The 12,479-nt window shown below is 70.1% G+C and carries 10 protein-coding genes; 2 read left to right on the top strand and 8 right to left on the bottom strand.

The annotated features are described in order from the left end of the window. Positions 1-136 precede the first annotated feature (136 nt). The gene (locus ACFWHT_RS03815) at positions 137-2,356 is read right to left on the bottom strand and encodes an NADP-dependent isocitrate dehydrogenase (protein WP_378825621.1); all 2,220 of its coding nucleotides are present in this window, start codon (positions 2,354-2,356) and stop codon (positions 137-139) included. Positions 2,357-2,491: 135 nt separating this feature from the next. On the opposite strand from ACFWHT_RS03815, the gene ACFWHT_RS03810 reads away from it, so the two are divergent. Further along, complete coding sequence (locus ACFWHT_RS03810) at positions 2,492-2,950, top strand: GNAT family N-acetyltransferase (protein ID WP_378825619.1); 459 nt, start codon at positions 2,492-2,494, stop codon at positions 2,948-2,950. Positions 2,951-3,051: 101 nt separating this feature from the next. Here ACFWHT_RS03810 and ACFWHT_RS03805 read toward each other — a convergent pair whose 3' ends face one another. From ACFWHT_RS03805 to ACFWHT_RS03775, 7 genes are all read right to left on the bottom strand, one after another. Beyond that, positions 3,052-3,843, bottom strand: a complete 792-nt coding sequence (locus ACFWHT_RS03805) for a hypothetical protein (protein ID WP_378825618.1) — start codon at positions 3,841-3,843, stop codon at positions 3,052-3,054. Between the two features lie 26 nt (positions 3,844-3,869). Next, entirely contained in the window at positions 3,870-5,678 is a 1,809-nt protein-coding gene (locus tag ACFWHT_RS03800) for an ABC transporter ATP-binding protein (protein ID WP_378825616.1), read from the bottom strand. Continuing rightward, on the bottom strand, positions 5,675-7,543 hold the full coding sequence (locus ACFWHT_RS03795) for an ABC transporter ATP-binding protein (RefSeq protein WP_378825613.1): 1,869 nt from the start codon (positions 7,541-7,543) through the stop codon (positions 5,675-5,677). Before ACFWHT_RS03795 ends, ACFWHT_RS03800 begins: the two co-directional genes overlap by 4 nt. A gap of 281 nt (positions 7,544-7,824) precedes the next feature. Next, complete coding sequence (locus ACFWHT_RS03790; RefSeq protein ID WP_378825611.1) at positions 7,825-8,328, bottom strand: methylated-DNA--[protein]-cysteine S-methyltransferase; 504 nt, start codon at positions 8,326-8,328, stop codon at positions 7,825-7,827. Beyond that, positions 8,325-9,818, bottom strand: a complete 1,494-nt coding sequence (locus tag ACFWHT_RS03785; RefSeq protein ID WP_378825609.1) for a DNA-3-methyladenine glycosylase 2 family protein — start codon at positions 9,816-9,818, stop codon at positions 8,325-8,327. The genes ACFWHT_RS03790 and ACFWHT_RS03785 overlap by 4 nt, the downstream gene beginning before the upstream one ends. A 78-nt stretch (positions 9,819-9,896) precedes the next feature. Further along, on the bottom strand, positions 9,897-10,778 hold the full coding sequence (gene ctlX, locus ACFWHT_RS03780) for a citrulline utilization hydrolase CtlX (protein WP_378825607.1): 882 nt from the start codon (positions 10,776-10,778) through the stop codon (positions 9,897-9,899). A gap of 32 nt (positions 10,779-10,810) precedes the next feature. Continuing rightward, the gene (locus tag ACFWHT_RS03775) at positions 10,811-11,848 is read right to left on the bottom strand and encodes an ornithine cyclodeaminase (protein WP_378825605.1); all 1,038 of its coding nucleotides are present in this window, start codon (positions 11,846-11,848) and stop codon (positions 10,811-10,813) included. Between the two features lie 124 nt (positions 11,849-11,972). On the opposite strand from ACFWHT_RS03775, the gene ACFWHT_RS03770 reads away from it, so the two are divergent. After that, the gene (locus tag ACFWHT_RS03770) at positions 11,973-12,404 is read left to right on the top strand and encodes an Lrp/AsnC family transcriptional regulator (protein WP_378825603.1); all 432 of its coding nucleotides are present in this window, start codon (positions 11,973-11,975) and stop codon (positions 12,402-12,404) included. The last annotated feature ends 75 nt before the right edge of the window (positions 12,405-12,479 follow it).

The raw sequence follows: 12,479 nt of genomic DNA, 5'->3' as shown, positions 1-12,479 counted from the left end.
GCCGGCGAGCTTGCTCGTCCGGCCGAGCCGATTGAGGCTGTCGAGTGGCGAAGCCGCGAACACAGCTGATCAAGGCGAGTGCCGGAACGCGGAACGGGCGGATGCTGTGAAGCATCCGCCCGTTCCGTGTCTGCGCTCAGGACAGCGCGTCGATCACACCGTTCAGCGTCGCCGAGGGACGCATCGCAGCGGCGACCTTGGCGGCGTCGGGACGGTAGTAGCCTCCGATGTCGACGGGAGAGCCCTGCACGGCGTTGAGCTCGCCGACGATCTTCTGCTCGTCGGCGGCCAGCTGTGCGGCGACCGGCGCGAACGCGGCCGCGAGCTCGGCATCCTTCGTCTGCGACGCGAGCTCCTGCGCCCAGTAGAGACCGAGGTAGAAGTGGCTGCCGCGGTTGTCGATCGTGCCCAGGGCGCGACCGGGCGAGCGGTCCTCCTCGAGGAAGGTGCCGGTGGCGGCATCCAGGGTCTCGGCGAGCACCCGCGCCTTCTCGTTGCCGGTGCGGTCGGCGAAGTGCTCGAGCGACGCCGCGAGAGCGAAGAACTCGCCCAGGGAATCCCAGCGCAGGTAGTTCTCGTTCACCAGCTGCTGCACGTGCTTCGGCGCCGAGCCGCCCGCACCCGTCTCGAACAGTCCGCCGCCGGCGAGCAGGGGGACGATGCTCAGCATCTTGGCCGACGTGCCGACCTCCAGGATCGGGAACAGGTCGGTGAGGTAGTCGCGCAGCACGTTGCCGGTGACCGAGATGGTGTCCTCACCCCGGCGCAGACGGGCCAGCGTGTAGCGCGTGGCATCCTCGGGAGCCAGGATCGTGATCGTCAGCCCCCGGGTGTCGAGCGTGGCGAGCCCCTGGTGCACCTTGGCGATGATCTGCGCATCGTGCGAGCGGTTCGCGTCGAGCCAGAACACGGCGGGTGCCCCAGTGGCGCGGGCACGGGAGACCGCGAGCCTGACCCAGTCCATCACCGGGATGTGCTTGGTCTGGGTGGCGCGCCAGATGTCGCCGGCGCCGACCTCGTGCGAGATGAGCACGGTGCCGTCGCCGTCGAGGATCTGCACGACGCCGGCCGAGGCGATCTCGAAGGTCTTGTCGTGGCTGCCGTACTCCTCGGCCGCCTGGGCCATGAGACCCACGTTCGGGACGGTGCCGATGGTCGCCGGGTCGAGCGGACCGTTGGCGATGACATCCTCGATGACAGCCTGGTAGACGCTCGCGTAGGAGGAGTCCGGGATGACCGCGATGGTGTCGGCCTCGCCCCCGTCCTTGCCCCACAGCTTGCCGCCGTTGCGCACCAGTGCCGGCATCGACGCGTCGACGATCACGTCGCTGGGCACGTGCAGATTGGTGATGCCCTTGTCGGAGTTGACGTACGACAGACGAGGGCCCGAGGCGATGGCCTTGTCGAACGCGGCCGCGATCTCGTCGCCGCCCGCCACCTCGGACAGGCCCGACAGGATCGACCCGAGACCGTCGTTGGCGCTGAGCCCGGCCTCGGCGAGTCGGTCACCGTACCGGTCGAAGACGTCTTTGAAGAAGGCCTTCACGACGTGGCCGAAGATGATCGGATCGCTCACCTTCATCATCGTCGCCTTGAGGTGCACCGAGTAGAGCACGTCGTCGGCCTCGGCCGCCTCGAGCGTCTCGGCGAGGAAGGCGTCGAGGTGCGACGCCGAGAGGAAGGTGGCGTCGATGATCTCTCGCGGCAGGACCTTCAGTCCCTCCTTGAGCACGGTGATCGTGCCGTCGGCGGCGATGTGCTGGAAGCTCAGGACATCGTCGTGAGCAGCCACCCAAGAGCGCTCGTTGTGCTTGAAATCGTCGTGGCCCATGGTCGCCACGCGCGTCTTGGAGCCCTCGGCGAACGGCTTGTTGCGGTGCGGGTGCTTCTTGGCGTAGTTCTTCACGGCCAGCGGCGCGCGGCGGTCGCTGTTGCCCTCGCGAAGCACCGGGTTGACGGCCGATCCCTTGATCCGGTCGTAGCGGGCGCGGATGTCCTTCTCCTCGAGCGTCTGCGGCTCGTCCGGGTAGTCCGGCACGTCGAAGCCGGCCTGCTGCAGCTCGGCGATCGCGGCCTTCAGCTGCGGGATGGACGCCGAGATGTTCGGCAGCTTGATGATGTTCGCCTCGGGCAGGGTGGCGAGTCCGCCCAGCTCGGCGAGCGCGTCGCCGACCTGCTGCTCAGGGGTGAGCTTCTGCGGGAAGGCGGCGAGGATGCGGCCCGCCAGCGAGATGTCGCGCGTCTCCACCTCGATGCCCGCCTGCCCCGTGTAGGCCTTGATGATGGGCAGGAAGGACGCGGTGGCCAGGGCCGGCGCCTCGTCTGTGTAGGTGTAGATGATGGCGTCGTCGGTCACCGGATCTCCGTTCGCGAGGGCAGATTTTATCTCGATACCAAGATACCTGAGTCCGGTTCGGGATGCCTGCGCCGTGTTTCGGCGGCGACCCGTCGTTTCCGCCACGGATCCTTCCGGAGGGGCTACCCTGGGGTCATGTCGGAACTGCGCGTGGTCGAACTCTCCGCGGCGACGATCGTCGCCGTCAACAATCTGTCCCTCAAGCCGGGGCAGGAGCAGTTCCTGGCTCCGGTCTCGTACGGCATCGCCGCGACCGTCGTGAACCCCCAGACGTCGTGGCAGCGGGTGATCCTCGACGGTGACCAGGTCGTCGGGTTCGTCAGCGCCAGCTTCGACGCCGACACCGCCGAGGAGTACTTCCGCAGCGTGCTGTGGCGCATCAACGTCGACGCCGACGACCAGCGTCGCGGCGTCGGACGCTTCGCCGTGCAGTCTTTGATCGACGAGGCCCGCAGCCGCGGCGTCGATCACGTGAACGTGATCTACGAGGCAGGAGAGGCGGGCCCCGAGGCCTTCTTCCGCCGGGTGGGCTTCGAGCCGGTCGGCGAGACCGAGTATTCCGAAGTCGTCGCTCAGATCCGCGTCACGAACTGAACCGGCGGCGGGGCCTCGGATCCCCTCCCCCACCGAGACCCCGTCGCCCTCTCCCGAGCAGCCCTCTCGGTGCCCCGTGCGTTCCGCGCCGGGCCGGCGGCTCAGCGGTCCTTGCGTCGCGCGTTCCAGGATCCCAGGATGTCGGTCGTGCGTCCGAGTACCTCGGCGGACCTGTCCATGATCGTCCGGGCGGCGTCGCGGAGCGCTTCGGGCAGCGGGTCGGCGGGCATCCGCTCTCCCCGTGCGGACCGTTCCGCCAGATCGAAGGCGTGCTCGAGCGCCTCGACCGCGCGCCGGTAGGCGGCGAAGTCGGCAGCGGTGACCCGGACCTCCGTCTGGCCCGGTCGCAGATCGCGCGCGGCTTCGACGGCGGCAAAGAACGCGGCCGTCGCCGGCTGCCGTCCGTCGCTCATCGCGGGGTGGGCGAGCATCTTCGCGGGATCGGTCTCGTACTCCATCCACCGGCCGAGCACGGCGTCGTGCCTGCCGCGCATCCGGTCCAGCGGCAGCACGGTGGCCGATGCCAGCGCAGAGCGCTCGGCGGCCACCCTGGCCCGCCCGGCGCGTACCCGCGCGGAGGCGGCGCGCGCCGTCAGCTGGGCGTCGCGCGCGGCGCGGCGGGCGGATGCCACCGCGGCGGTATCCGCCCGTGAGGCGGCGCGATCGGCGACGACCCTGGCGGCATCCGCCCTGGCCACGCGCGCCGCGTTCGCCGCCTCTCGGGCGTCCGCCTGCGCCTGCCGCAGCTCCAGTCGCGCCGCGTCGTAGCCGAGCCTCTTGCCGTTCACCGTCTGGAACCTCCGCACCGTGACGAACCCGGCCGCACCGGCACCGGCCACCGCCGGGGCGACCCACCACAGCTCGGCGGCGGTCGCAAGCCAGATCGGATCCACACGATCAACCTAACAGCGCCCGCCGGTCAGACCAGCGTCTCCTGCCAGGCCGCGTGCAGCTGCGCGAACTTGCCCGTTCCTCCGATCAGCGCCGCCGGGGTGTCGTCCTCGATGATGCGTCCGTGCTCCATGACCAGCACGCGATCCGCGATCGCGACCGTCGAGAGCCGGTGCGCGATGATGATCGCGGTGCGGTCGGCGAGCAGGGTCTGCAGGGCGTCCTGGATGAGCCGCTCCGAGGGGATGTCGAGCGACGCCGTCGCCTCGTCGAGGATGAGCACCGCCGGGTCGGCGAGGAACGCCCGGGCGAACGAGATCAGCTGACGCTGCCCCGCCGAGACGCGACCGCCGCGCTTGTTCACATCGGTGCCGTAGCCGTCGGGCAGCGACGAGATGAACTCGTCGGCGCCCACGGCCCGGGCGGCCGACCGGATCTCGTCGAGCGTGGCGTCGGGCTTTCCGAGCGCGATGTTGTCCGCCACGGTGCCGCTGAACAGGTACGCCTCCTGCGTCACCATGACGATCGCGCGTCGCAGGTCCTTGGGGTGCAGCATCCGCAGGTCGACGTCGTCGAGGGTGACGGCGCCGACCGTGGGGTCGTAGAAGCGCGAGACGAGCTTGGCGAGCGTCGACTTCCCCGCCCCCGTGGTCCCCACCAGGGCGACGGTCTGGCCGGCCGGGATGTCGAGGGAGAAGTTCGGGAGGATGGTCTTCTCGCCGTTGTAGCCGAAGGTCACCTCGTCGAACCGGATGTGCCCCCGCGACTCCCACAGGTCGACGGGCTTGTCGGGGTCCGGCACTGTCGGCACCTCGTCCAGCACGCCCGACACCTTCTCCAGCGCGGCCGTGGCCGACTGGTAGGAGTTCAGGAACATCGCGATCTCCTGCATGGGCGCGAAGAAGTTGCGCACGTACAGCACCGTGGCCAGCAGCACGCCGACGCCGAGGGCGCCGTCGGCCACGCGGATGCCGCCCCACAGCACCACCCCGGCGAGCGTCAGCGCGGCGACCGACATGAGGCCCGGCTCGAACGTGCCGAACAGCACCATCGAGCGCCGGTTGACGTCGCGGTAGTCACCGGCGACCTTGCGGAAGGTGACGTCGTTGCGCGGCTCCTTGCGGAACGACTTCACGGCGCGGATGCCCGTCATGGTCTCGACGAACTGCACGATCACCTTCGCGCTGATCACCCGCGACTCGCGGTACACCAGCTGGGAGCGCAGGTAGAACCAGCGCATCAGCAGCACGAGCGGCACACCGCCGAGAGCGAGGATGATGCCCGACTGCCAGTCGGCGATCACGAGGGCGATGAAGGTGAACAGGCCGAACAGCGCCCCGGAGACGAGGTTGTTCAGCCCGCCGTCGAGCAGCTCGCGGATCGAGTCGAGGTCGCTGGTCTGGCGCGAGATGATGCGGCCTGACGTGTACGACTCGTGGAACTCGAGGCTGAGCCGCTGAGTGTGCAGGAAGATCCGCTTGCGCAGGTCCAGCAGCACCGCCTGCGTGATGCGGGCCGCGAGCACGACGTACAGGCCGATCAGTGCCGAGCCCACGATGCCGGCGAGCAGGTACACGACGGTGACCATGATCGCGGGCATCCAGTCGGCCGTCTGCAGCAGACGCGGCAGAGCGTCGTCGAGCGCGATGCCGATGAGGATGGGCCCGGCCACCTGCAGCGCGGTGGAGACCACGAGCACGAGCGCGGCGATCGCGATGCGCAGGCGCAGCGGCTGGATCAGCGAGCCGAGCAGTCGCAGCGAGCGCTGCCGGATCGCACGGCTCTCCTCCTTGGTGTAGTTCGAGCGGTCCTCACCCTGGGTGCCGGTGATGGTCATGCCTGCACCTCCTCTTCGGTGGCGGCTGTGGTCTCGGCCTCGGTGATGATCGGGATGGCGCCCGTGCGGGCGGCCTCCTCGGCCTCCAGGCTGGAGATCACGTGCCGGTAGTGCGCGCTGGTGCGCAGCAGCTCGGAGTGCGTGCCGACGGCCGTGATCCGACCCCTCTCGAGCAGGGCGACGCGGTCGGCGAGCGCCACGGTCGAGGGCCGGTGCGCCACGATCAGCGCGGTGGTCTCGGCGAGCACGCGCCGCAGCGCCTCCTCGACGAGCGCCTCGGTGTCGACGTCGAGCGCCGACAGCGGGTCGTCGAGCACCAGCACCTGCGGCGCGGCCGCCACGGCACGGGCGAGGGCGAGACGCTGACGCTGTCCGCCGGAGAGACTGAGCCCCTCCTCGCCGATGATCGTCTCGAGCCCCTCGGGCAGCGTGTCGACGAAGCCCGCCTGCGCGACCTCGAGCGCCTCGCGCAGCACGCGGTCGGCCTCCTCGCCGTGGATGTCCAGATCGGCGCGTCCGAGCAGCACGTTCTCGCGCACGGAGGCCGAGAACAGCGTGGCGTCCTCGAACGCCATCGCGACGTGCCGCCGCAGCTCCGAGAGCTCCAGGTCACGGATGTCGACGCCGTCGAGCGTCACGCGACCGCCCGTCACATCGTAAAGACGTGCCGGGAGGGTGGTGAGCGTCGTCTTGCCCGATCCGGTGAGGCCGACCAGCGCCATCGTCTCGCCGGGTTCGAGCACGAGGTCGATGCCGTCCAGCAGGTCGCGCTCGGCCGCCCCGGCGTCCTGGTAGCGGAAGCGCGCGCCTTCGAAGGCGAGTTCGCCGCGGGGCTGTGCGATGGTCACGGGCTTCTCGGGATCGGTGATCGAGTTGGTCTCCTGATAGATGTCGAACACGCGGTCGGTCGCCGTGCGGGCGTCGAGCATGAACGAGAACAGGAAGCCGATCGATTCGATGGGCCAGCGCAGCACGGTGGCCATGGCGAAGAACGCGAACAGCTGCGCCACATCGATCGCGCCGTCGGCGATCAGCCAGATGCCCGTGATCAGGCTGAGCCCGAACGCGATCTGCGGCATGAGATCCAGCCAGAACCAGATCTGGCCCACGGCGCGCGCCTTGCTCAGCTCGGTCTCGCGCAGCGTCTCGGCCTGGCGGCTGAAGCGGGTCAGCGCGTGCTTTCCGCGTCCGAAGGCCTTGAGCACGCGGATGCCGTGCACGCTCTCCTCGACACTGGTCGCCAGGTCGCCGGCCTGGTCCTGGCTGCGCCGCGCGAGCGTTCCGTACCGCTTCTCGAACAGATAACCCTGGATCCACATCGGGATGCCCGTGACGAGGAAGATCACACCGAGCAGCCAATGCCAGCGGAACAGCAGCACGGCGCCGATGCCGATCGTGAGGATGTTCACCACGAGCAGGATCAGACCGAACGCGAGCCACCGGCGGATGAGGCTGATGTCCTGCATCATGCGGCTGAGCAGCTGGCCGGACTGCCAGCGGTCGTGGAAGGCGACGGGAAGGCTCTGCAGGCGCGAGTAGAGCTCGGAGCGCATCCGGAACTCGACCTCGGTGGCCGGGGTCAGCACGAACCAGCGGCGCAGCCAGACCATGACGGCCTCGCCGAGTGCGAGCGCCAGCACCGCGAAGGCGCCGCCGAGAATGAGCCCGAGCGACCCGCTGTCACCGAGGTCGAAGTTCTTGACGATCTGCTCGAGCACGATCGGGATCATCAGGGCGATCACGGCGGCCGCGAGCGCGCTGAGTGCACCGCCGATGAGGCGGCCGACGATGGGCTGCACGAAGGGTCGGAGCCGCCAGAGCGCGGCGAAGGTGGACAGGGACGATGAGGAGGAGGTGACAGACATGGCTCTCGGTTGCGTGGCGATCAGGTGACGAAGACAGGGGCCGGATGCGGCATCCGGTGTTGCGGGCGGGCGGCGAGACGCGCCGCCGGCCGCGATCAGTCGCGCAGGCGGGGTGCGCGCGAGCCGAGGGCGATGAACGTCGTGACAGTCGTCGTGGCCATGGTGTCCTCCTCAGGCTCGGCTTCGTCGGCCGGTCGGCGCGACAGCCTTCGAGCCTATTCCTGTGAACCCTCTGAAGGCAAGAGGGAAAGCCTGTCCCGATGCTGGAGGCGCCGGGAGCCTCAGTCCACCCGCGCAGCGGCCTCGCGATCCAGCAGGCTGCGCTTGACCGGCAGCCCCCACGCGAACCCTCCCAGCGAGCCGTCCGAGCGCAGCACCCGGTGGCAGGGCACGAACAGTGCCGGCGCGTTGCGGGCGCAGATCGATGCCGCCGCCCGCACCGCACGCGGGCTGCCGAGCCGGGTCGCGAACTCGGTGTACGTGAGCGGGCGTCCCGGGGCGATGCGACGCAGCGCCGCCCAGCCGGCGGTCTGCAGGCCCGTGCCCTGCTGACGCACCTCGACCGCGTCGATGGCGGCGAGGTCGCCGGCGTAGTAGGCCAGAGCCGCGTCGGCGGCATCCGTCTTCCCCTCGGCGATGCTGTCGGGGCGCAGCGAGGGGTGCACGCGTTCGATGATCGCTGCCTGGTCGTCGCTCCAGCCGGATGCCAGCACGCGCCGGCTCTCGTCGACGAGGATCGTCAGGGCCCCGTCCGGGGTCTCGATGGTCTGGATGAGAGAGGTCATGAGAGCTCCTTGATCGTGGTCTTCGGGGTTCGCGGCCGACGGACAGGTGCGGCGCGCCAGAGGTGCGCCGTCAGATAGCTGCGCCACGGCGCGACGCGCTCCGCCCAGCCGGTGAGCAGCCGCGGATCGTCCGGCAGGCCGGTCGCGGCCGCTCCTGCCCGCATCGCGACGTCGCCGGGCAGCAGCACGTCGGGGTCGCCGATCACGCGCATCCGCACGTAGTCGGCGGTCCAGGGGCCGATGCCGGGCATCGCCAGCAGGCGCGCCCGCTGCTCCATCGCGTCGTCACCGACCGTCAGCACCAGCGACCCGTCGGCGAGCGCCGACGCTGCGCCGGTGATGGCGCGGATGCGGGCGGCGGGGCCGCGCAGCACCTCGGCGCCGTGCTCGGCGATCATCGCCATGGTCGGGAACAGCAACCCGCCGTCGGCGGTGCGCTCCCCCAGCTGCTCGGCCAGCGCGGTGAGGGCCGTCCGGGCGGCGACGACGGTGATCTGCTGCCCGACCATCGCCCGGATGAGCATCTCGTGCGGGTCTGCGGTGCCGGGAACGCGGATGCCGGGGAGCGCGGCGACGAGCGGCGCCAGCTCGACATGCGACGAGAGCGCCGCGTCGACGGCGGACGGGTCCGCGTCCAGGTCGAACAGTCGTCGCGCGGTGGCCACCAGCGGAGCGAGGTCACCGAGCCGGGTCACCCGGGCGCGCAGGCGCAACCGGCCCTCCGAATCCGCCCGGATCTCCATGTGCGCCGGCCCGCCCGGCATCCGCAGGTTCCGGGCGAAGCCGTCCGGGGTCGAGGTCTCGACTCCGGGCAGGGCGCGGGCCGCCATCCACGAGAACAGTCCCTGCGCGTCGAGCGGCGAACGGTGCGGGAGCAGCAGGTCGATGATCCCCTGCGCTTCGGCATCCGCCGACGCGGCACGGCGTGTGGCGCGCAGCTGTCCCGGCGTCATCTCGAAGACCTCGCGGATCGTGTCGTTGCACTGGCGGACGCTGGCGAACCCGGCCGAGAAGGCGACGTCGGCGATCGGCATGTCGGTGCCGACCAGCAGCATCCTCGCCGTGTGCGCCCGGTGCGCCCGCGCGAGCGCCAGCGGGCCCGCTCCCAGCTCGGCGCGCAGCAGCCGGGTGAGGTGCCGCGACGAGTACCCGAGCCGCTGCGCCAGCCCGGGAACGCCTTCGTGCTCGACCACTCCGGCGGAGATCAGGCGCATCGCGCGGGCGGCGACATCGCCGCGGAGGTTCCAGGCCGGTGACCCCGCCGTCGCCTCGGGCAGGCACCGCTTGCACGCGCGGTACCCCGCCTCGTGAGCGGCGGCGCTCGTCGGGTAGAACGTGACGTTCGCCGGCTTCGGGGTGCGCGCCGGACAGCTGGGACGGCAGTAGATCCCCGTCGAGCGCACGGCCGTGACGAACTGCCCGTCGAACCGGGTGTCCCGAGCGCTGATGGCCCGGTAGCGCTCGTCGAAGGTCATCGCCGGAAAGGTCATGAATCCATGCTGTCATGCTCGACAGCATCCGACTGGCGGAAATCGGACACGACTGTCGCGCGGCTGCGACGCCGGTGATCAGCGAGGATCGAGATGGATCCCGGCGATCATGCAGCGCACCGACCCGCCTGCCAGCTCGATCGGAGCGACGTCCAGCGGAAGCAGCCGGCACGACGCGGACAGGGTGCTCACCTGCTCCGCGGTCAGGCTGCGGTGCGCCGTCTCCGACAGCACCAGGATGCGCTCGCCGTGGTGGTCGCGCAGCTCGATCGCGTTCCCCGCGAAAGAGGCCACCTGCTGCGCGGTGAGCGCCACGACCGTGCGGCCCGTGTCGTGGATGCGCTGCGCCACATGCGCACGGCGCGCGTCGCCGACGATCGCATCCAGCCCGATCAGGGCGATGTCGGTGCCGATGCACATCATGACGTTCGTGTGGTAGATCGGGACGCCAGCGGGGTCGGCCGCATCGAACACCACCGGCTCGTACCCGAACACCGTGCAGAAGCGCTCGACCAGCACCGGATCGCACCGCCTCGAGCGCACCGCGTAGGCGATCCGCGAGACGTGATCGAGCACCATCGCGCCCGTGCCCTCCAGGAACAGATCGTCCGGCTCCAGACCGGAGTAGTCGATGACCTCCTGCACCCGGTACTCCGCCTTGAGCATCTCGATGATGTCCGCACGGCGCTCGCCGCGCCGGTTCGGCGCGTACATCGGGTACACCGCGACCCGACCGCCGGCGTGCGTCGAGAACCAGTTGTTCGGGAACACGCTGTCCGGATGCTCGTCCGTCTCGTCCTCGAACAGGTGCACCCGCACGCCCTCCGCGCTGAGCCGTTCGGCCACCCGGGTGCACACGTCGTACGCCTCACGGGAGACGTCGTGGTCCGCCGGTCGCTGGAAGGTGTTGTCTGCGGCCGTCTGCGGGTTGGGTCGGAAGTGGTGGGGCCGGATCAGCACCACCGCGTTGGGCGCCTGTGCCGACGCCGCTCTCACGCCAGGGCGGGCGCGACGGCGCCCTCGGCGACCAGCGCGAACAGGTTCTTCGGGTCCTCGGGCTCGGCGATGATGTCGACCTCGGTGAAGTAGTCGGTGCCCTCGATCGCCGCGGCCAGGTAGCGCAGCGCCGAGAAGTCCTCGACGGCGAAACCGACCGAGTCGAAGATCGTGATCTGCTCGGCGGAGGTGCGTCCGGCGGCTTCGCCGCGCAGCACGCGCCACAGCTCGGTGACGGGATGCTCCGCGTCGAGCTGCTGGATCTCGCCCTCGACACGCGTCTGCGGCGGGTACTCGACGAAGATCTCGCCGCGGCGCAGGATGCGCGCGTCGAGCTCGGTCTTGCCGGGGCAGTCGCCGCCGATCGCGTTGAGGTGCACGCCGGGTCCGACCATGTCGTCGGTCAGCACGGTCGCGTTCGCCTTGTCGGCCGTGCACGTCGTGATGATCTGCGCGCCCTCGACCGCCTCGCCGGCGCTGCCGGCGCGCACGACGTCGAACCCGAGCGGGCGCATGTTGCGCTCGAACACGTCGAGGGCCCCGGGGTCGGTGTCCCAGATGCGCAGGCTGGTGATGCCCAGCAGGGCACGGAAGGCGAGCGCCTGGAACTCGGCCTGGCTGCCCGTGCCGATCATCGCCATCGTGGTGGCGCCGACGGGGGCGAGCTCGCGCGCCACCATGGCCGACGTCGCTGCCGTGCGCAGGGCGGTGAGGATGGTCATCTCGGTCCACAGCGTCGGGTATCCGCTGTCGACATCCGCGAGGACGCCGAAGGCGGTGACGGTCTGCAGGCCGCGCGACGGGTTGCCCGGGTGGCCGTTGACGTACTTGAAGCCGTACTGCCGGCCGTCGCTGGTGGGCATCAGCTCGATCACGCCGATCTCGGAGTGGCTGGCCACGCGCGCGGTCTTGTCGAACTGCTCCCACCGCCGGAAGTCCTCGACGAGCGTCCCGGCGATCCCCTCGATCGCGCGCTCGATGCCGGTGTCCACCAGCCACCGGCGCATGTTCGGAACATCGACGAAACGGACCATCGCACAACCCTTCACTCGAGACTCCCAATCTACGAAGCGTCCGCTTGTACTTTCAATCAGCAAGATGGATCATTTGCGCCATCGCCAACGCACTCTGTGCAGTTTGCCTGTAAGTTATGTTCCTGTGAGCGCCCTCGATGACCTGGACCGCCGTCTGCTGTCGCTGCTGCGCGCCAACAGCCGCGAGTCTGTCGTGAACCTCGCCCGCCGCTTGGGCGTGACGCGGGCGACCGTCGACAGCCGGCTGCGGCGACTGGTCGAGAGCGGTGTGATCGTCGGGTTCTCCGTGCGCGTGCGCGACCCCGCCACGACCTCCGTCGTCCGCGCCATCATGCTGATCGCCGTCGAGGGCAGGAACACCCGCGAGGTGATCCGCAGCCTGCGCGGAGTACCGCAGATCGCCGCGCTGCACACCACCAACGGCCGCTGGGATCTCGTCGCCGACATCAGCTGTGACAGCCTGGCGTCCTTCGACGAGACCCTGGGAACGATCCGCGGCATCGACGGCATCCGCGACAGCGAGACCAGCATCCTGCTCAGCTCCGCGACGGTGTGACCGACGAAGGCTGTGGTCGCGCCACTTCTTCCCCTTCCGCGTCGCTGACGCTCGGGGCCCCGCGCGCCCGAGACT

The organism is Microbacterium sp. NPDC058342 (assembly GCF_042723935.1).
Taxonomy (GTDB): Bacteria; Actinomycetota; Actinomycetes; order Actinomycetales; family Microbacteriaceae; genus Microbacterium.
This window is presented reverse-complemented; position numbering and strand designations above follow the sequence as displayed.

Excerpts from the sequence above, each read along its gene's own strand:
- ACFWHT_RS03810 (WP_378825619.1), top strand. The coding sequence starts at position 2,492 with ATGTCGGAACTGCGCGTGGTCGAACTCTCCGCGGCGACGATCGTCGCC.
- ACFWHT_RS03800 (WP_378825616.1), bottom strand. The coding sequence starts at position 5,678 with ATGACCATCACCGGCACCCAGGGTGAGGACCGCTCGAACTACACCAAG.
- ACFWHT_RS03795 (WP_378825613.1), bottom strand. The coding sequence starts at position 7,543 with ATGTCTGTCACCTCCTCCTCATCGTCCCTGTCCACCTTCGCCGCGCTC.
- ACFWHT_RS03790 (WP_378825611.1), bottom strand. The coding sequence starts at position 8,328 with ATGACCTCTCTCATCCAGACCATCGAGACCCCGGACGGGGCCCTGACG.
- ACFWHT_RS03785 (WP_378825609.1), bottom strand. The coding sequence starts at position 9,818 with ATGACCTTTCCGGCGATGACCTTCGACGAGCGCTACCGGGCCATCAGC.
- ACFWHT_RS03775 (WP_378825605.1), bottom strand. The coding sequence starts at position 11,848 with ATGGTCCGTTTCGTCGATGTTCCGAACATGCGCCGGTGGCTGGTGGAC.